Source organism: Leclercia sp. G3L (genome assembly GCF_021117075.1).
In the GTDB taxonomy this organism is placed as follows: domain Bacteria; phylum Pseudomonadota; class Gammaproteobacteria; order Enterobacterales; family Enterobacteriaceae; genus Enterobacter; species Enterobacter adecarboxylatus_C.
In genome coordinates, this window is sequence record NZ_CP088265.1 from 3,648,751 (window position 1) to 3,667,533 (window position 18,783).

The 18,783-nt window shown below is 58.4% G+C and carries 17 protein-coding genes and 1 pseudogene; 15 read left to right on the plus strand and 3 right to left on the minus strand.

Features of this window, described 5'->3' with window-relative positions; all coding sequences use genetic code 11:
• Positions 1 to 2: 2 nt before the first annotated feature.
• On the plus strand, positions 3 to 485 hold the full coding sequence (locus LRS40_RS18900) for a GNAT family N-acetyltransferase (RefSeq protein ID WP_231312350.1): 483 nt from the start codon (positions 3 to 5) through the stop codon (positions 483 to 485).
• On the opposite strand, the gene LRS40_RS18905 is transcribed toward LRS40_RS18900, so the two are convergent.
• On the minus strand, positions 439 to 1,317 hold the full coding sequence (locus LRS40_RS18905; protein WP_231312351.1) for a LysR family transcriptional regulator: 879 nt from the start codon (positions 1,315 to 1,317) through the stop codon (positions 439 to 441). The genes LRS40_RS18900 and LRS40_RS18905 overlap by 47 nt on opposite strands.
• 99 nt (positions 1,318 to 1,416) lie before the next feature.
• Here LRS40_RS18905 and sad point away from each other — a divergent pair, with 99 nt between their 5' ends.
• From sad to LRS40_RS18970, 13 genes and pseudogenes are all read left to right on the plus strand, one after another.
• Entirely contained in the window at positions 1,417 to 2,799 is a 1,383-nt protein-coding gene (gene sad, locus LRS40_RS18910; protein WP_231312352.1) for a succinate-semialdehyde dehydrogenase, read from the plus strand.
• 214 nt (positions 2,800 to 3,013) lie between these two features.
• A complete protein-coding gene (fic, locus tag LRS40_RS18915) occupies positions 3,014 to 4,090 on the plus strand; it encodes a protein adenylyltransferase Fic (RefSeq protein ID WP_231312353.1) in 1,077 nt (358 codons plus the stop codon).
• Between the two features lie 120 nt (positions 4,091 to 4,210).
• Positions 4,211 to 5,788: a methyl-accepting chemotaxis protein gene (locus LRS40_RS18920; RefSeq protein ID WP_231313914.1), complete on the plus strand. Its 1,578-nt coding sequence runs from the start codon at positions 4,211 to 4,213 to the stop codon at positions 5,786 to 5,788.
• A 63-nt stretch (positions 5,789 to 5,851) separates the two neighbouring features.
• Positions 5,852 to 6,778 carry a glutaminase B gene (glsB, locus tag LRS40_RS18925; RefSeq protein ID WP_231312354.1) on the plus strand — a complete coding sequence of 309 codons (927 nt, stop codon included), beginning with the start codon at positions 5,852 to 5,854 and terminating at the stop codon, positions 6,776 to 6,778.
• Between the two features lie 266 nt (positions 6,779 to 7,044).
• A pseudogene (locus LRS40_RS18930) lies at positions 7,045 to 7,476 on the plus strand (GGDEF domain-containing protein); the annotation flags it as partial.
• 52 nt (positions 7,477 to 7,528) lie between these two features.
• Positions 7,529 to 8,494: a sensor domain-containing diguanylate cyclase gene (locus LRS40_RS18935; protein WP_231312355.1), complete on the plus strand. Its 966-nt coding sequence runs from the start codon at positions 7,529 to 7,531 to the stop codon at positions 8,492 to 8,494.
• A gap of 81 nt (positions 8,495 to 8,575) precedes the next feature.
• A complete protein-coding gene (locus LRS40_RS18940; protein WP_231312356.1) occupies positions 8,576 to 9,103 on the plus strand; it encodes a GNAT family N-acetyltransferase in 528 nt (175 codons plus the stop codon).
• Positions 9,104 to 9,221: 118 nt separating this feature from the next.
• Positions 9,222 to 10,673, plus strand: coding sequence for a tagaturonate reductase (locus tag LRS40_RS18945; RefSeq protein ID WP_231312357.1), 1,452 nt, complete (start codon positions 9,222 to 9,224; stop codon positions 10,671 to 10,673).
• A 230-nt stretch (positions 10,674 to 10,903) separates the two neighbouring features.
• Positions 10,904 to 11,818, plus strand: coding sequence for a bestrophin family protein (locus LRS40_RS18950; RefSeq protein WP_231312358.1), 915 nt, complete (start codon positions 10,904 to 10,906; stop codon positions 11,816 to 11,818).
• A 132-nt stretch (positions 11,819 to 11,950) separates the two neighbouring features.
• Positions 11,951 to 12,946 (plus strand): alpha/beta fold hydrolase, encoded by a 996-nt coding sequence (locus LRS40_RS18955; RefSeq protein WP_231312359.1) that lies wholly within the window; start codon positions 11,951 to 11,953, stop codon positions 12,944 to 12,946.
• A 47-nt stretch (positions 12,947 to 12,993) separates the two neighbouring features.
• Positions 12,994 to 13,734: a response regulator gene (locus LRS40_RS18960; protein WP_231312360.1), complete on the plus strand. Its 741-nt coding sequence runs from the start codon at positions 12,994 to 12,996 to the stop codon at positions 13,732 to 13,734.
• Complete coding sequence (locus LRS40_RS18965) at positions 13,731 to 15,032, plus strand: ATP-binding protein (protein ID WP_231312361.1); 1,302 nt, start codon at positions 13,731 to 13,733, stop codon at positions 15,030 to 15,032. Before LRS40_RS18960 ends, LRS40_RS18965 begins: the two co-directional genes overlap by 4 nt.
• A 249-nt stretch (positions 15,033 to 15,281) precedes the next feature.
• Entirely contained in the window at positions 15,282 to 16,472 is a 1,191-nt protein-coding gene (locus LRS40_RS18970; RefSeq protein ID WP_231312362.1) for a cytochrome c biogenesis protein/redoxin, read from the plus strand.
• Here LRS40_RS18970 and tam read toward each other — a convergent pair whose 3' ends face one another.
• Both tam and LRS40_RS18980 read right to left on the minus strand, forming a co-directional pair.
• Positions 16,473 to 17,231 (minus strand): trans-aconitate 2-methyltransferase, encoded by a 759-nt coding sequence (gene tam, locus LRS40_RS18975; protein WP_231312363.1) that lies wholly within the window; start codon positions 17,229 to 17,231, stop codon positions 16,473 to 16,475. It lies immediately after the preceding gene.
• Between the two features lie 87 nt (positions 17,232 to 17,318).
• Complete coding sequence (locus tag LRS40_RS18980; protein WP_231312364.1) at positions 17,319 to 17,903, minus strand: NUDIX domain-containing protein; 585 nt, start codon at positions 17,901 to 17,903, stop codon at positions 17,319 to 17,321.
• 86 nt (positions 17,904 to 17,989) lie between these two features.
• Here LRS40_RS18980 and LRS40_RS18985 point away from each other — a divergent pair, with 86 nt between their 5' ends.
• Complete coding sequence (locus tag LRS40_RS18985) at positions 17,990 to 18,745, plus strand: DeoR/GlpR family DNA-binding transcription regulator (protein ID WP_156263740.1); 756 nt, start codon at positions 17,990 to 17,992, stop codon at positions 18,743 to 18,745.
• Positions 18,746 to 18,783: the final 38 nt, after the last annotated feature.

Consider the following 18,783-nt stretch of genomic DNA (forward strand, 5'->3'; position numbering starts at 1 on the left):
CCATGTATTCCATTACCTCAGAATCGCCCGCCCATCCGGATATCACTAACCTGATTGCCGATCTCGACAGCTACCAGAGCACGCTCTATCCGGCGGAAAGCAATCATCTGCTGGATCTGACCGGGTTGCCGGAACACAGCCTGATCATGATGGTGATCCGCGATCGCCAGCTCAACGCCGTCGGCTGTGGGGCCATCGTGCTGAACGGCGACGGCAGCGGAGAGATGAAGCGGGTCTGGATCGACCCGACCCATCGCGGGCAGCGGCTGGGTGAAAAACTGCTGGCGGCGCTGGAAGATGAAGCGTTGAGCCGCAGCTGTCATACCCTGCGCCTCGAGACCGGCATCAAGCAACTGCCGGCTATTCATTTGTATGAGCGCTGTGGCTATCAGCTGTGCGAGGCATTCCCTCCGTACGCGCCCGATCCCCTGAGCCTGTTTATGGAGAAGGCGCTGGTGGCTGATCTTCGTTTAGCAGTGCTATAAACGCCTCGAGCTGGCGGGTCATCGCCCCCCGGCGCCACACCAGCCAGGTGGTGAGCCAGCGCCAGTTCTCTGCCAGCGGCCAGGCTTCCACCTGCTGATGACCGGGCATACTTTCCAGCATCGAGCGCGGCATCAGCGCAATCCCGGCGCCGGCGATCACGCAGGCCAGCATGCCGTGATAGGACTCCATCTCATGAATGCGCCCTGGCGTGGCACGATCCGCATGAAACCAGCTCTCAAAATGGCGGCGATAGGAACAGTTGGCGCGAAAGGCGTAGATATCGCGTCCGCTAATAGCCAGAGCCCGCTCGACCTTCGGCTGACCGGCCGGTACCACCAGCATCATCTCCTCCCGGTAGACCGGCATCCCCTCCAGCTCCGGGTGGGTTAAGGGCCCGTCGACAAAGGCTGCGCTTAACGTCCCCTCCAGCACACCATCGATCATCGTCCCCGAAGGGCCGGTCGCCAGCGCAAACTGAATGCGCGGATAGCGCTGGTTAAACTGCGCCAGCGAGGCCGGGATGCGCACCGCCGCCGTGCTCTCCAGCGACCCGAGGGTAAACAGCCCCTGGGGTTCATCGCCCGCCACTACCATCCGGGCTTCATCTACCAGGGCGAGGATCTGCCGGCTGTAGCGCAAAAAATTGTGACCCGCCGGGGAGAGGCGCAGCCGTTGGTTCTCGCGGATAAAGAGCTCCACGCCGAGGTCGGCCTCCAGCTGTTTGATGCGGGTGGTGAGGTTAGAGGGGACGCGATGCACCTTCTGCGCGGCCTGGGTGATGCTGCCGGTCTGGGCGACGGCGTTAAACATTTCCAGCTGGGTCAGATCCATATCATTCTCATATCGTGAATAAGGTGGTCACTATTATTCATTTTTAAGAAATAGCAGAACGGGCCACACTGTAGCAACTGTTATTACACGGAGCCGATCATGACTACACCTTCTGCTACCCATGCCCTGTCCATCAACCCGGCAAATGGCGAAACCTTGAGTACGTGGCCCTGGGCGACCGCCACCGAGGTTGAACATGCCCTCGCACAGACCAATGCCGCCTTTCGCCAGTGGCGCAGCGTGCCGGTGGCGGCGCGTGCGCAAAAATTACGTGACCTGGGCACCGCGCTGCGCAACCGTGGCGAAGAGATGGCCCGGATGATCACTCGCGAGATGGGCAAGCCCATCGCCCAGGCGCGTGGGGAGGTGGCGAAATCCGCCGGTCTCTGTGACTGGTATGCCGATCACGGCCCGGCCATGCTGAATACCGAGGCGACGCAGGTAGCGGACGCGGTGATCGAATACCGTCCGCTGGGGCCGGTGCTGGCGGTGATGCCGTGGAACTTCCCGCTGTGGCAGGTGCTGCGCGGCGCGGTGCCGATTATCCTAGCGGGCAACAGCTATCTGCTGAAACATGCCCCGAACGTGCTGGGTGCCGCGAACCTGATCGAACAGATTTTTAACGATGCCGGTTTCCCGCCGGGGGTGTTTAGTCAGCTGAATGCCACCAACGACGGGGTAAGCCAGATGATTGCCGATCCACGCATTGCGGCGGTGACCGTCACCGGTAGCCTGCGCGCCGGGGCGGCGATTGGGGCTCAGGCCGGGGCGGCGCTGAAAAAATGCGTGCTTGAACTGGGCGGCTCCGATCCCTTTATCGTCCTGAATGATGCCGATCTGGATCTGGCGGTGAAAGCGGCCGTGACTGGACGCTATCAGAACACCGGACAGGTCTGCGCGGCGGCCAAGCGCTTTATCGTTGAGGCGGGGATTGCGGATGCGTTCAGCCGTCGCTTTGTGGAGGCGACCGCGGCGCTGAAAATGGGCGCGCCTGACGCAGAAGAGAACTATCTCGGCCCGATGGCGCGTTTCGATCTGCGCGACGAGCTGGATCAGCAGGTGCAGGCCACGCTGGCCGAAGGGGCAACGCTGCTGCTGGGCGGTGAGAAGGTGGCGGGGGCAGGGAACTACTATGCACCGACCGTACTGGGTAACGTCACCCCGAATATGACCGCGTTTCGGCAGGAGCTGTTTGGCCCGGTGGCGGCCATCATCGTGGCAACCGATGCCGATCACGCCCTTCAGCTTGCCAACGACAGCGATTTCGGCCTCTCTGCAACGGTGTTTACCGCCGATGCTGCAATGGCGGATCGCTTTGCCCGCCAGCTCGAGTGCGGTGGGGTATTTATCAACGGCTACAGCGCCAGCGATGCCCGCGTGGCGTTCGGCGGCGTGAAGAAGAGCGGCTTCGGCCGGGAGCTGTCGCACTTTGGCCTGCATGAGTTCTGCAATGCGCAGACGGTGTGGAAAGACCGGGTGTGATCTAGCGCCGGTGTTTTGCCGGGTGGCGCTGCGCTTACCCGGCCCACATGAACCCCTTAGCCCGTAGGCCCGTGCAAGCGCAGCGCCGCCGGGCAATTTGGCATATTTGCGAGATGTGTCGATAAAATGCGTTTTTTTAAACATATTGATGTGACATGTTTATACCATCGACATAAAATGGTCATATGTCGATAAAAACGGTTTTTTTAAACATATGAGCTGGGATCCCGTCGTACCTTATAATGAACTTCCGGTGTTACCTCCGGATCTGGACAGCATTGAAACCCGTAGTGTACTCAAAGCCTGTATCAGTGCGCGCGCAGCGATTGCTGAGTTAAAAACTGCGGGTGAGTTAATACCCGATCAAAGTTTATTGATTAATATCCTACCGATGCTGGAAGCAAAAGACTCTTCCCGTATAGAGAACATTGTGACCACCAGCGATCGGCTTTTTCAATACGTTGATCGTGCCGAAAATGCCGATCCCGCTACAAAGGAAGCGCTACGCTACCGCACTGCGTTATACGATGGATATCTCCATCTCAACAGCTATCCCTTGTGCACCAATACCGCGATAAAAATTTGTACTGCACTACGAGCCGTACAAACCGATATTCGTAAGACGCCGGGTACCGTCTTGCGCGACCAGTACGAGGAGGTGGTTTATACGCCGCCAGTTGGCGAAACAACTGTCCGCGATCTCCTGGCTAACTGGGAGCGCTTCCTCCATGCCGAGGATGATGTCGACCCGTTGATCAAAATGGCTATTTCACACTATCAGTTTGAATGCATTCATCCTTTCCCCGACGGTAATGGACGAACGGGACGGATCCTGAATATCCTCTATTTAATTCAGGCAGGATTGTTGTCATTACCCATTCTGTATTTGTCTCGCTTCATCCTCGAAAGACGTAACGATTACTACACCTTATTGCGTAGTGTGACTGCGAATGGGGACTGGCAGGCATGGATCCTTTTTATGCTCGAAGCGATAGAGAATACGGCGAGATGGACAACGAAGAAGATCGCAGTGGTCCGAGCGTTGATGGCGGAGACTACTGACTATGTACGTAAGGAATTACCCAAGATTTATACACACGAACTGGTGAGGGCCCTCTTTGCACAGCCCTATTGTCGGATTGAAAACCTTGTAGAGGCTGGCGTTGCAAAACGGCAGACGGCTTCATCCTACCTCAAGCAATTAGTTGAGATTGGTGTGCTGGAGGAAATGAACGTTGGGCGTGAGAAGTTGTATATCAATACCCGATTATTACTCGAATTAAATCATTAGTATTTTAAAAGGGGTTAGCGAGTTTTTAACCTACAGTCCCTTGTCATCTCCCTGAAATAGTTCTGTCATTTTCACTGCGTAGACTCGCCCACGTCTAAGGCATTGTTAATGAATACAATTATGAACTTAAGCAAAATTTTCCGCCGCTTTACTCCCCGGCAGTTTGGTTTGCTGGCGGGGATCTTCTGCATTATCGGGCTCTTTTCCGCACTGCAAATCTCTTCTTCGGTTTTACTCTCCGTCTCGCTGCGCGATGCCCAGCGCAATGAACAGCGTAACCAGATGGCGTACCTGCAACAGGCGAAGGTCGATCAGGCGCGGATCTCGCTGCTGGCGGCGAGCGATCTGCTTAACCGCGCGGGGGTTTACTTTATGCAGGATAAAGAGACCGGGTCGGACGGGAGCTGGCACAGCCTGATGGATGAGGCGCAGCAGGCGTTACGGGATTCTCAGCAGGCGTGGCAGGCGTGGCAGGCAATGCAGCCGCCGCGGGATGAGGCACTGCTTACCAGCTATCAGCTGTTCTTCGATGCCATCCGGGAACAGGCCGACGGGCTGGTCAACAGCCAGTCGATCGATGCCTTCTTCGCCGTACCCGCCCAGGCTTTTCAGGCGGACTTTAATGACAACTACGCCCGCTATCAGCAGGCAAGCGCCCAGCGCGCCGCTGAGGGGCGTCAACTGCTGACCGCCAGTCTCTCCAGCCTGCAATTGCTGTTCTTACTGGCTCCGGTGGTCCTGCTGGCCATCGCCGTGGCGGTGTGGTTTGCGATGTCGCGCTGGGTGATCGTGCCGCTGCGTCGCCTTATCGCCCATATCAACATGCTGGCGGCGGGAGATCTATCCGCTCAACCACCAGACGTTAAGCGTTTCAACCGTGAGATCGCGCAGCTTGGCGACAGCGTCGACACCCTCCAGCAGGGCCTGCAGCAGCTGGTGACCCAGGTCAGCGAGGCGACCACCTCGATGGTGACCAATATCGGATGGCTGGCGCAGGGAAATCAAAAGCTGTATCACCAGTCGGCGCGTCAGGCGCAGGAGCTGCAAGAGGTCACTGCACACATTGCCGACCTGGAGACTCACGTCGAGGGCAACAGCGGCTACGCCAGGCTTGCAAGCTCGCGGGCGGACGAGGCGCGGGCGATGGCGGCAGGCGGGGATCGAATGATGGAGACGGTGAATGCCTCGATGGCGGCGATCGTGGAGCGATCTGCCGAGATGCGCGGCATTGTGGCAATCATCGATAACGTGGCGTTTCAGACCAATATTCTGGCGCTGAATGCGGCCATCGAGGCGGCGCATGCCGGGAATCAGGGGCGCGGTTTTGCCGTGGTGGCGCGGGAAGTGGGGCTGCTGGCGCGCAAAAGCAGCCACTCGACGCAGACCATCCAGCAGCTGATTAACCACTCGTTGCAGGGCATCGAAGATGGCTCGAAAGCGGTCACCCGGCTTGAAGATAACCTGCAGCAGGTCATCGGCCTGGTCGGCAACCTCTGTAGTTTGCTGAATGAGATCTCGGTCGCCACCCTCAGCCAGGGGGAGAGCATTCACCGGATGACCGGCCAGCTACAGGCGCTGAATCAGGTGGCGCACCAGACCGATATCCTGGTGAACACCGCGTCCGAAGCCTCGCAACGGCTGCATGATGAATCTGGCCTGCTGTTACAGGCGGTATCGCGGTTCCGACTTCCGGCCTGACGTCATCCATAAGCCTCTGTTATACTCGCAGGCCGTTTTTGGCCTGTGAGCAAGGAGCAACCGATGGCTGCGAACATCAATAATCAGATGCTGGAAGCCATTCTGGCGCAAGTACGTCCCTTACTGGGTCAGGGCAAGGTGGCCGATTACATCCCGGCGCTGGCCTCGGTCAACGGCAACAAGCTCGGGATTGCCATCCGTACCGTCGACGGCCAGCGCTTCCAGGCCGGGGATGCCACCGAGCGTTTTTCCATTCAGTCGATCTCGAAAGTGCTCAGTCTGGTGGCGGCCATGCGCCAGTATGACGAGGAGGAGATCTGGCAGCGGGTGGGGAAAGATCCCTCCGGTCAGCCGTTTAACTCTCTCCTGCAACTGGAGATCGAGCAGGGCAAACCGCGCAATCCGTTTATCAACGCCGGGGCGCTGGTGGTGTGCGATATGCTGCAAAGTCGTCTTAGCGCGCCCCGTCAGCGGATGCTGGAGATTGTGCGCCAGCTCTCCGGGGTCAGCGATATTACCTACGATGCGGCGGTCGCCCGGTCTGAATTCGAACACTCGGCGCGCAATGCGGCCATTGCCTGGCTGATGAAATCGTTCGGCAATTTCCATAACGATGTGCCGACGGTCCTGCAAAACTACTTCCACTACTGCGCCCTGAAGATGAACTGTGTTGAACTGGCTGACACCTTTCTGTTTCTGGCCGCGCAGGGTCAAGCGCCGCATCTGTCTGAGCCCGTGGTCACCTCAATGCAGGCGCGGCAGGTGAATGCCCTGATGGCGACCAGCGGGATGTATCAGAACGCCGGGGAGTTCGCCTGGCGGGTGGGGCTGCCTGCCAAATCAGGGGTCGGCGGTGGCGTGGTGGCGATTGTGCCGCATGAAATGGCGATCGCGGTCTGGAGCCCGGAACTGGACGAGACGGGGAACTCGCTGGCGGGGGTCGCGGTGCTGGAGCGCCTGAGCCAGAAGCTGGGTCGTTCGGTCTATTAACGGGATCCTGTGTCGGTGTATTTATTGCCACATCGTTAAACCCCGTTAACGGAGTGGTGATCGTATTACCCCTAATGTGATATACATTAATCCCAAACTTTTAACATTCACCCGCGCGGGTGATAAATCATTGTTAAAAGCAACCCTATGGATTGATATTGCATGTCTTCTGCCTCCACCAGAACTTTCGCGCTTTTTCAGCCGCAAAGCGCCATGCGTAATGCGGCGGGAATATTTGCTCTGACCACGCTGTTCTATTTTATTGTATCGATCATGAGTTACATAAGCTGCGGCAGACCTGTCGCGAGTCGGCGCTGATGTTTATCGATATCGATAACTTCAAAGAGGTTAACGATCGCTTCGGACATAAGGTGGGGGATATGCTTCTGGTGACAGTGTCACAAATATTGCATATCGCTACCCGCCAGAGCGATACCCCCGCGCGGCTGGGCGGGGACGAGTTTGTGATTCTGCTTCCGGATACTACGCTTGACGAGGCGCATCTTGTCGCGACCCGGATTATGGATGCCGCCGCCGTGATCGATGACGTGGCGGAAGAGGCGGTCCATTGCACGATGAGTATTGGCATTGCCATTGCCACCCGGGAGATGGGAAATGTTACAGACTGGTTACAGGCAGCCGACACCGCCCTGTACCAGGCGAAACGTGAAGGGAAAAACCGCATCTTTGCTCACTAACCGGGGTCAGGATGCACTAAGCTTTTAAAAAGCCTGACGTCCGGAGCCCCGTATGAAATCACCCTCACGACCCAACAATGAAGTGGAGCGTCTCAGCGCCTTGCGCGAATCCGGGCTGCTGGAGATCGAAAATCACCCGTCCTATGATCGGCTGACCCGGCTGGCAAAACGCCTGTTTGCCGTGCCGGTGGCGATGATTAATCTGGTTGACGAGCATGTGGTGGTGGTCAAATCCGCAGATGGCGTGGACGCGACGAACCTGCCGCGAAATCTCTCCTTTTGTGGCCATACCGTGCTCAGTGACACGCCGCTGGTGGTACCCGACACCCTGGACGATGCGCGTTTTGCCGATAATCCACTGGCTACCGACGACGATCCTGTCCGCTTTTATGCCGGTTATCCGCTGCACCTGCCCAATGGTGCCACGGTGGGGTCGCTGTGCATTATCGATCATCAGCCGCGGCAGTTCTCAGCTTCTGACGTCGAGGCGCTGGCCGATCTGGCTGCGCTGGTTGAGGTGGAGTTCGCCGCGATCTGCGCCAGCATCATCGACGACCTGACCGGGCTGTATAACCGCCGGGGGTTTCATCACCTCGCCACCTACGCCATTCGCGCCGCGCGCCGACGGGCAGAGCCGCTGACCCTCGCCTGGCTGGATCTCGACCGTTTTAAACAGATCAACGCTCGCTTTGGCCGCGCCGACGGCGATAACGCCCTGAAGGCAATGTCAAGTCTGCTGAGTTCCACCTTCCGCGAAGCCGACGTGCTGGCGCGTTACGGTGGAGATGAGTTCGCGATCCTCTTTGCCAACAGCGACGAAAAGGGCGCATGGGTCGCCATGCAGTTTCTCACCGAACAGGCTGCGGTGTGGAATGAGCACGCCGAATATCCGTGGTCGCTTTCATTCTCCTGGGGAGTGAGCGAGTTCAACCACGATCGCGACGATCTGGAGGGCTGGCTGAAGACCGCCGATGAGATGATGTACTCCATGAAACAGCAGCGCGGTACCGGCTGCTGAGATAAGAAAATCCTCTGACAGTCGCTCTTGTGTTACGAAAATGTAAAGCGCATGGTGATGCCGTTGATAAAAAGGAGAATAATGATGACATCACCCGCTATTCAGATCTTTTCCCGTGACGATATTCTCGCGCACCTTCCCCGGTTAGCGGAGATCCTGCACAGCTGTGTGACCGGCGGCGCGTCGGTAAGCTTTATGTTGCCTTACAGCCATGAGCAGGCTGGCGCGTTCTGGCGCGGCGTAGCCGACAGCGTCGGGCGGGGTGAACGTACCGTGCTGGTGTCGACTAACACAGAGGGCGAACTTACCGGCACCGTGCAGCTTATCACCGATCAGCCCGACAACCAGCCGCACCGGGCGGACGTTGCCAAACTGCTGGTTCACCAGAACGCACGCCGCAACGGCGATGCCGGACGATTGATGCAGGCCCTGGAAAACGTGGCCCGCGATAAAGGTAAAACGGTGCTGGTGCTGGACACGTCAACCGGCAGCGGGGCGGAGACCTTCTATCAGCGGACGGGCTGGCAGAAAGTGGGGGAGATCCCGCGCTATGCCCTGATGCCGGACGGTGAGATGACGGCCACCTCGGTGTTCTACAAATTCTTATAAATCCTGTCACAATTCACACCGTATTTGATCAAAACAGGGGTTCGTGGTCGTTAAGTTTTGATAAGTTATCGTACCAATCTTATCAGGCTGTATGACTAATCATTACAAGGACCCCATTGTGAACACACTGAACCGTCGTGATTTCCCCGGTGCTCTCTATCCTGAACGTATCATCCAGTTTGGTGAGGGCAACTTCCTGCGCGCGTTTATTGACTGGCAGATTGACCTGCTCAATGAACATACCGACCTGAACGCCGGTATTGCGATTGTCCGCCCAATCAAAAGCGATTTCCCGCCTTCACTGAGCACTCAGGACGGCCTCTACACCACCATCATCCGTGGCCTGAACGAGCAGGGCGAAGCGGTGAGCGACGCGCGTCTGATCCGCTCGGTGAACCGCGAAATCAGCGTTTACGACCAGTACGATGAATTCCTGAAGCTGGCCCACAACCCGGAGATGCGCTTTGTCTTCTCCAACACCACGGAAGCGGGCATCAGCTATCACGCCGGGGATAAGTTCGAGGATGCGCCTGCGGTCAGCTATCCGGCGAAACTGACGCGTCTGCTGTTCGAGCGTTTCAGCCATTTTAACGGTGCTGTCGATAAAGGTTGGGTGATCGTCCCCTGCGAACTGATTGACTATAACGGTGACGCCCTGCGCGAGCTGGTGCTGCGCTATGCCCGGGAGTGGGCGCTGCCTGCGGCCTTTACCCAGTGGCTGAACGACGCTAACAGCTTCTGCTCAACCCTGGTTGATCGTATCGTCACCGGTTATCCGCGTGATGAAGTGGCCCAGCTTGAAGCCTCTCTCGGCTATCATGATGCCTTCCTCGATACCGCCGAACACTTCTACCTGTTTGTGATCCAGGGGCCAAAATCGCTGGCGCAAGAGCTGCGTCTCGACAAACTGGCACTGAACGTGCTGATTGTTGATGACATCAAACCGTACAAAGAGCGTAAAGTGGCGATCCTCAACGGCGCGCATACCGCCCTGGTGCCGGTGGCCTTCCAGGCCGGGCTGGATACCGTGGGTGAGGCGATGAACGATACCGGGATCTGCGCCTTTGTCGAAAAAGCCATCCATGAAGAGATTATTCCGGTGCTCGATCTGCCGCGTGATGAGCTGGCCTCCTTCGCCAGTGCAGTCACGGGCCGCTTCCGCAACCCGTATATCAAACATCAGCTGCTGTCGATTGCGCTCAACGGCATGACCAAGTACCGCACGCGTATTCTGCCGCAGCTTCTGGCAGGGCAGCAGGCCAGCGGCAAACTCCCGGCGCGTCTGACGTTTGCCCTGGCGGCGCTGATTGCCTTCTACCGTGCGGAACGTAACGGTGAAAGCTACCCGGTGCAGGACGATGCCCACTGGATCACCCGCTTCCAGCAGCTGTGGACCCAGCATCACGATCGACAGATCACAACCCGCGAACTGGTGAGCGCGGTACTGAGCGTCAGCGAACACTGGGAGCAGGATCTGACTCAGGTTACTGGCCTGGTGGATCAGGTTACGCAGGATCTGGATGCTATTCTGCAGAAAGGGATGCGTGAAGCGGTAAAACCGCTCTGCTAATCCGCTGAACTTCCCCTCATCCTCAGGGTGAGGGGAAAAACACCGCACCGTTATTGACTCCTCACTCATGTTAGTTACAACATACTTTAAGTTAATCCTGTTACCTCCTCCTCAACACCGTGCGGTCTGCCTTTGGCCTCGCAATAACGTCATCATTTTTTAACATACTTGCAACCGTGACGACGATCACGTTTAATAGTCACCGCTCTTTTTTCCCGATGAAGCTGACTATGATTGTTCGACCTCAACAGCACTGGTTGCGTCTGATTTTTGTCTGGCACGGTTCCGTGCTGACCAAAATCTTTTCCCGCCTGTTTCTAAACTTTTTGCTCTCTATCGTCGTGATCCTGATGCTGCCCTGGTACACCTCGCTGGGCATTCGTCTGACGGTAGCGCCGTTCAGTATTCTCGGGGTCGCCATCGCGATCTTCCTTGGGTTCCGCAATAACGCCTGCTACGCACGCTATGTCGAAGCGCGACAGCTGTGGGGCCAGCTGATGATTGCGTCGCGCTCGCTGTTCCGCGAAGTCAAAAACACGCTGCCGGACGACCCCGCGCTTGGCGAGTTTGTCCGCCTGCAGATTGCGTTTGCCCATTGTCTGCGCATGACCCTGCGCAGACAGCCCCAGGCCGACCAGCTTTCGGCGTATCTTTCCGAGGAAAACCTGCGCGTGGCGATGGATTCCAGCTCGCCTGCTAACCGCATTCTGCTGATCATGGGCGAATGGCTGGCGGTAAGACGCCGGAAAGGGGAGCTGTCGGATATCCTGTTTCACAGCCTGAATATTCGTCTGAATGATATGTCGACCGTGCTGGCCGGCTGCGAGCGTATCGCCAACACCCCGGTGCCTTTTGCCTACACCCTGATCCTGCACCGCACCGTCTACCTGTTCTGCATCATGCTGCCGTTTGCGCTGGTCAGCGATCTGCACTACATGACGCCGTTCGTGTCGGTGCTGATCTCCTACACCTTTATCTCGCTGGATACCCTGGCGGAAGAGCTGGAAGAGCCCTTCGGCACCGAAAATAACGATTTACCGCTGGATGCCATCTGCAACGCGATGGAGATTGATCTGCTGCAGATGAACGATGAGCAGGAGATCCCGGCGCGCAAACTGCCGGACAAATATTACCAGCTGACGTAGGCGTTTGTATCACAGTGTATCCGCGCCGGAACGCGATACAGTACCTTGCAAAACGGACGACTTTGTACATATTCGGCATACATCAGGGTGGTGAGATAAGCGGGTAAATTCTACTGACCCGGAGATACCACCATGATGAACAAACTGGCTTATTCAACCCTGGCGCTGACCCTCTCTTTCGCGACCGTTTCCGCCTGTCAGGCCGAAGCGGCGGGCACGGATTATGCCGCCGCTTTTAACCAGATCCGCCAGATTGACGCGGGCGATCTGAATATTGGCTATGTCGATATCGGGCCGAAAAACGGCGAACCGGTGATCCTGCTTCACGGCTGGCCGTACGACATTCAAAGCTATGCCCAGGTTGCCCCTCAGCTTGCGGCAAAAGGCTACCGGGTGATTGTGCCGTACAACCGCGGGTTCGGGACGACGCATTTTCTGTCGCCGGGCACGCCGCGCAACGGTCAGCCAGCGGCCATGGCGAAAGACGTCATTAACCTGATGGATGCGCTGAAAATCAAACGTGCGGTCTTCGCCGGTTACGACTGGGGGGCCAGAACGGCGGATATCGTGGCGGCACTGTGGCCGGAGCGCGTGAAATCGCTGGTTTCGGTGAGCGGGTATCTGATTGGCAATCAGAAGGCAGGGGAAAAACCGCTGCCGCCGCAGGCCGAGTTACAGTGGTGGTATCAGTTCTATTTCGCCACCGAGCGCGGTGAAAAGGGCTATGCCGCCAACACCCATGACTTCGCGAAACTGATCTGGACTCTGGCCTCGCCAGGCTGGAAATTCAGCGACGCCACTTTTAACGTCAGCGCCAAAGCGCTGGATAACCCGGATCACGTGGCGGTCACCATCAGCAACTACCGCTGGCGTCTGGGGCTGGAAAAAGGGGAACGCCGCTACGACAGCTATGAACAAAAGCTGGCGGCTGGCCCGACCATCAGCGTGCCGACCATTACCATCGAAGGCGACAATAACGGTGCGCCGCACCCGGCTCCTGAAGCCTATGCCGCGAAATTCACCGGCAAATATCAGCATCGCACCTTTACCGGCAACATCGGCCACAATCCGGCGCAGGAAGATCCGCAGGATTTCGTCAAGGCGGTGGTGGATGCGGATCGGTTGTAAGCCAACTATGCTATTTTTGGCGAATTGCTGATAAACAGGAGCTTAGGGTGGAGACAACCGATCACATACTTGTCGTCGATGACGACCGGGATATTCGCGAGCTGGTCGTCGATTATCTGCTGAAGTCGGGCTATCGCGCCACCGGCGCCGCTAACGGCAAAGAGATGCGTGCCGTACTCGATAAACAGGCGGTCGATCTGGTGGTGCTGGATATCATGATGCCCGGCGACGACGGACTCACCCTGTGCCGCCAGCTGCGCAGCGGGCAACATAAAGATCTGCCGATACTGATGTTGACCGCGCGCCACGACGACATGGATCGCATTCTGGGTCTGGAGATGGGGGCCGACGATTATGTGGTCAAACCCTTTGTGGCGCGCGAGCTATTGGCGCGGATCAAAGCGATACTGCGCCGCTTTCGCACGCTGCCGCCCAACCTGCAGGTGACCGAAGCCGGACGGATCATCGCCTTCGGCGACTGGCAGCTCGACACGAGCGCCCGTCATCTGCTGGATGCCACCGGCACCATCGTGGCGCTGAGCGGGGCGGAGTACCGTTTGCTGCGGGTGTTTGTCGATCATCCCCAGCGCGTATTAACCCGCGATCAGCTGCTGAATTTTACCCAGGGCCGGGATGCGGAGCTGTTCGAACGCTCCATCGATCTGCTGGTCAGCCGCGTGCGACAGCGTCTGAATGAGGATGTACGCTCACCACGGTATATAAAAACAGTGCGCAGTGAAGGCTATGTCTTTTCGATGCCGGTGAGCATTCTTGAGGTCAGAGAATGAGGCTTTGGCCGCGTTCGCTGCATTATCGTCTGCTGCTGATCGTCCTGCTGGGTTTGCTGCTTGCCAACGGCCTGAGCCTGGCGCTGGTGATGGCCGAGCGCATGAGCAGCGTGCGTAACGTGATGCTGGGTAATCTGCAGGACGATGTCTCCACCAGCGTGGCGATTCTTGACCGGCTGCCCGCCAGTGAGCGGGCGCAGTGGCTTCCGCGTCTTGACCGGGATAACTATCACTATGTGCTGGGCCCGGGTGAGCCGGGCGCTCCACCCGCAGACGCCCGTTCCCGGGATGCGGTCCGCACGATTACAGAGAGCCTGGAGACCCGGTATCCGCTGCGCTTCACGGCGGTGCCGGGGCCGGTTTCGCATATTCAGGCGCACCTGACCCTGGGCGACGGCTCGCCGCTGACGCTGGATCTCACCCCCCGGATGCCGCCGGTGGCCCGCTGGTTGCCGGTGGTGTTTGTTATTCAGCTGCTGCTGGTGGCGATCTGCGCCTGGCTGGCGGTGCGCCAGGTGGTGCGTCCCTTTACCCGCTTTACCCGGGCAGTCGATACCCTTGAGCCCGCCAGCCCCAATCCGCTGACGCTCACCGAGCAAGGCCCGCTGGAGGTGCAGCATGCAGCCCGCGCCTTTAACGCCATGCAGACCCGTATCCAGACCTCGCTGAAGGAGAGGGCGCAGATCCTCGCCGCCATCTCCCATGATTTACAGACGCCCATCACCCGGATGCGGCTGCGGGTGGAGATGGCCGACCAGCCCGAGCTGCGCGACAAACTGACCCAGGATCTGGACAGCATGACCCGGCTGGTGCGGGAGGGGATCGACTACGCCCGTTCATCCGGGGTTTCGCCCGAGCCGGTGCGCAACGTCGATCTCTATAACTTTATCGATACCCTGATCTGCGATTACACCGATACCGGTAAAAACGTGCAGTTTACTGCCGCCCGCACCGCCTTGCCTTTTGCTACCCGTCCGCAGGCGCTGCACCGTATCCTGACCAATCTGCTGGATAATGCCCTGAAGTTTGGCGATGCCGCAGAGGTGACGCTGACGGTGCGCGACAAAACGGTGTTGATCGCCGTAGAGGATAACGGCCCGGGTATTCCCGGAGACGAGCTGGCGGCGGTGTTGCAGCCGTTCTACCGCGTGGAATCCTCCCGCAACCGGGAAACCGGCGGTACGGGGCTGGGGCTGGCGATTGCCGCCCAGCTGACCGCCCAGCTTGACGGCCAGTTACAGCTGGCGAACCGCCCCGAGGGCGGGCTTTGCGCACGGATTACCTTGCCGGTGATGTGAATTGCCGGGTGGCGGCTGCGCCTTACCCGGCCTACAAAACCCTTGCTTTGCCCTTGTAGGCCCGGCAAGCGTAGCGCCGCCGGGCAGTCAGGCCGCACTCAACCCGCCATTTGTACCGCACTGTATCCCGGCGCTAAACGAATACACCACCTGACAAAACCCCCAATTGCCCACACATGCCAGATACCTCCCCACGCTGTAATAGCCTCACTGCAATAGTCGCAGCCAACCGCTTTAGTGAGGTGTGTTATGTTTCTTTTAATCGCATTTTTAGGTGGGATGGTCAGCCTGCTCAGCCCCTGTACGCTTCCCGTCATCCCGCTGCTGTTCGCCGGTTTTCGCGGCCAGAAGCGCCAGCTTATCGCCATGCTGTTTGGGATGGTGATCATGTTTACCCTGGTCGCCAGCCTGATCGCCGTCGCCAGCGACTGGGTGGTCAGCGCTACGATTGTCGGACGCTGGATTGCGCTGGCGTTGTTGAGCCTCGCCGCGCTGGCCCTGATCTTCCCGCCCTTTGCGCAGCGCATTGCCGGGCCCGCATTACGCCTGGGCAATGCGATCAATACCCGGAGCACCCGCACCCGGGGCATCGCCTCGGCAGTGCTCGCCGGGCTGGCGGTCGGGCTGCTGTGGTCGCCGTGCGCCGGGCCGGTGCTGGGGGCCATTCTCAGCCTGAGTCTCGCAGGCCATAACCCGATTGCTACCGGTAGCCTGCTGGCAGCGTACGGCAGCGGCTGCGCCGTCATGCTCGCGCTGCTCGGCTTTAGCGGGCAGGCGCTGATTGCGCGTCTGAAAACCCAGTCTGGGCTGATGGACGGGCTGCGAAAAGCGGCGGGGGTTGCGATGCTGATGTCAGTGGCGTTTACCGCGTTCGGTCTGAACAGCGTCTTTCAGGGGGCAAACGGCGTAGCCGACCGGCTGGAGAAAACGCTGTTGCAGCTGGTGCCGGAAAGCTCCCCTCAGCCCAGGCTTCAGCCGGTGGCGCAGCCCGTCACCACTAGCGCTATGCCGTCGCTGGAGGGCGGAACCGGATGGCTGAACGGCGAGCCGGTCAGCCCGGCGTCGTTAAAAGGTAAGGTAGTGCTGATCGACTTCTGGACCTGGGACTGCATCAACTGTCAGCATACGCTGCCGCACGTTCGCGAATGGGCCAATAAATATCAGGCCCAGGGACTGGTGGTGATTGGCGTCCATACCCCGGAATATGCGTGGGAAAAACCGCTGGCGTCGGTGCAGCAGGCCATCAACAAATGGCAACTGCCGTACCGGGTGGTGACTGACAACAACTACAAGATCTGGACGGCCTTCGGCAATCGTTACTGGCCGGCGCACTACTTCTTCGATGCCAAAGGCCAGCTGCGCTACGCCTCTTTCGGGGAGGGGAATAACGACAAGCAGGAGCAGGTGATCCAGCAGCTGCTGAAAGAGGCGAAGGCGTAATCAGGGTTCGCGTCTGGCAATGATAAACAGGCGCGGGAAGGCCAGCAGTATCTGCCCGTTTTCCTGCAGCGGATACTGCTCTTCCAGCAGCTGATGATAGCGATGCAGATAGCGCTGTTGCTCGCTCTCGTTCAGATCCCGCAGCCAGGGCCGCAGACCGGTAGCGCTCACCCAGTCAATAATCGCCTGGTGCGAACTCATCTGATGAAAATAGGTGGTGCGCCAGATGTCCACCTCGCATCCCGCCTCGGTCAGAATATCGTAATACGCATGGACGCCCGCCAGGGCCGCGCGGCCGCGATCCGGATAATCCTGTTCAAAGGCCACCTCCCGCATCAGCACGTGCGTCGGCTCCAGATCGTTATCCGGCATCTGGATCGCCAGCACACCGTGCAGCTTCAGCAGTGAAACCAGATGCGGCAGCAGGTCGTAATGGTTATCAACCCACTGCAACGAGGCGTTGGCGTAGATCACGCTCAGAGCCTGTTCCGGGCGATAGTGGCGAATATCGGCCTCTATAAACCGGCAGCCCGGCAGCGCGGCTCTGGCCTCCACCAGCATCGCGGGCGAGGTATCAACTCCGGTGATGCGCGCCGAGGGCCAGCGCTGCTGGAGAAGCGCCGTGCTGTTGCCCGGCCCGCAGCCCAGATCGACGACATCGGTGACCTCGTCAAGCGCAATGCGGGAAAGGAGTTCTAAGGCGGGGCGGGTGCGTTCAGCGCCGTATTGCAGATACAGGGCGGGGTTCCAGTCGGTCATGCAGGCATCTCCGGTTTGCTCTTTTCAGAAGTGTAGATGATGCGGTTTGCGGGATGACAGAAATCCGTTTCTGTCGGCGCGATTAAGCTAGAAGATCCCCTTCAGGGCAACGTGATACAGCAGCATAATGGTTTTGCCATCGACAATCAGGCCGTTATCAATGGCCTGCAACGCCTGTTCTATGGGCCACTCCAGCACTTCAATATCTTCACCTTCGGCCTCAATGCCGCCGCCCTCGCCGGTGCGATCGCCAGGGCGATACTCCGCGATGTAAAAGTAGAGTTTCTCGGTGACCGAACCGGGGCTCATAAAGGCCTCAAAGACTTTCTCCACATGGTCAATTTGATACCCGGTCTCTTCTTCCGCTTCGGCCTTGATGCGCTTTTCCGGCGCCATGTTATCGAGCAGCCCGGCAGCGGCTTCAATCAGATAGCCGTCGTGACCGTTGATGTACACCGGAAAACGAAACTGACGGGTGAGGATCACCGTTCGTTTCTCACGGTTGTAGAGCAGGATCGTGGCGCCGTTCCCCCGATCATAGGCTTCACGGTTCTGGCGCTGCCACTCCCCGTTACGGCGGCGCACATCGAAGGTGTATTTTTTGAGTGTGTACCAGTCATCTGACAACGTCTGGCTATCGAGAATGCGTACTTCTGCACGATTTGATTGCACGGTGCCTCCTGTTTACGTAGAGTGGGCATCATAAACCGCACATTCGTGCAATATCAAGATCAAACATGCAACCTCAGGACCGTCACATGCTCACTCGTCAACGCAAACAGCTGATCCTCGAAAAACTGAGTTCCGAGGGGCAAGTGTTATCCAAAACCCTCAGCCTGGAATTTGACGTGTCGGAAGACACCATTCGTCGGGATTTGCGCGAGCTGGCCGCCGAGGGGCGTTTACAGCGGGTACACGGCGGCGCGTTGCCGGCATCAAAGGCGGTCTCCAGTTTTGCCGAGCGGAGCCATCTGGGCATCGAGGCGAAAAAGCGGGTGGCGAAGAAGGGCGTCGAACTTATCTCGCCCGGCCAGGTGGTGATTATCGACGGCGGAACCACCACCGCCGAGCTGGTGCGCTGCCTGCCTGCGGATCTGCCTTTCACGGCGGTCACCCACAGCCCGGGCATTGCCCTGGCGCTGGTGGACTATCCCCGGGTAGAGGTGATCCTGATCGGCGGACGCCTGTTCCGCCACTCGGTTGTCACGGTCGGCGCCGCGGCTATTGAAGGCATTGCGCATATCCATGCCGATCTGTTTTTCATGGGAGTGACCGGGATCCACCCTGAGGCCGGGTTAACCACGGGAGATTATGAAGAAGCGTGCATCAAACGGGCATTTTCCGGCAGAGCCGCAGAAACGGTGGTGCTGGCCTCGCCGGAAAAAATTAATACTGCATCGTCCTTCACGATCGGCGAGCTTTCGCTGATCAACACCCTGGTGGTTGAACCGGATACCGACAGCCGCTGGGTGGATGCGGTGAGTCAGCAGGGGGTTTCGGTTGTGAAAGCCTGACAAGCTTAACTCCAGCATTATGTTGTTTAATCCTGATT

Excerpts from the sequence above, each read along its gene's own strand:
- LRS40_RS18900 (WP_231312350.1), top strand. The coding sequence starts at position 3 with ATGTATTCCATTACCTCAGAATCGCCCGCCCATCCGGATATCACTAAC.
- LRS40_RS18905 (WP_231312351.1), bottom strand. The coding sequence starts at position 1,317 with ATGGATCTGACCCAGCTGGAAATGTTTAACGCCGTCGCCCAGACCGGC.
- sad (WP_231312352.1), top strand. The coding sequence starts at position 1,417 with ATGACTACACCTTCTGCTACCCATGCCCTGTCCATCAACCCGGCAAAT.
- fic (WP_231312353.1), top strand. The coding sequence starts at position 3,014 with ATGAGCTGGGATCCCGTCGTACCTTATAATGAACTTCCGGTGTTACCT.
- LRS40_RS18920 (WP_231313914.1), top strand. The coding sequence starts at position 4,211 with ATGAACTTAAGCAAAATTTTCCGCCGCTTTACTCCCCGGCAGTTTGGT.
- glsB (WP_231312354.1), top strand. The coding sequence starts at position 5,852 with ATGGCTGCGAACATCAATAATCAGATGCTGGAAGCCATTCTGGCGCAA.
- LRS40_RS18935 (WP_231312355.1), top strand. The coding sequence starts at position 7,529 with ATGAAATCACCCTCACGACCCAACAATGAAGTGGAGCGTCTCAGCGCC.
- LRS40_RS18940 (WP_231312356.1), top strand. The coding sequence starts at position 8,576 with ATGATGACATCACCCGCTATTCAGATCTTTTCCCGTGACGATATTCTC.
- LRS40_RS18950 (WP_231312358.1), top strand. The coding sequence starts at position 10,904 with ATGATTGTTCGACCTCAACAGCACTGGTTGCGTCTGATTTTTGTCTGG.
- LRS40_RS18955 (WP_231312359.1), top strand. The coding sequence starts at position 11,951 with ATGATGAACAAACTGGCTTATTCAACCCTGGCGCTGACCCTCTCTTTC.
- LRS40_RS18965 (WP_231312361.1), top strand. The coding sequence starts at position 13,731 with ATGAGGCTTTGGCCGCGTTCGCTGCATTATCGTCTGCTGCTGATCGTC.
- LRS40_RS18970 (WP_231312362.1), top strand. The coding sequence starts at position 15,282 with ATGTTTCTTTTAATCGCATTTTTAGGTGGGATGGTCAGCCTGCTCAGC.
- tam (WP_231312363.1), bottom strand. The coding sequence starts at position 17,231 with ATGACCGACTGGAACCCCGCCCTGTATCTGCAATACGGCGCTGAACGC.
- LRS40_RS18985 (WP_156263740.1), top strand. The coding sequence starts at position 17,990 with ATGCTCACTCGTCAACGCAAACAGCTGATCCTCGAAAAACTGAGTTCC.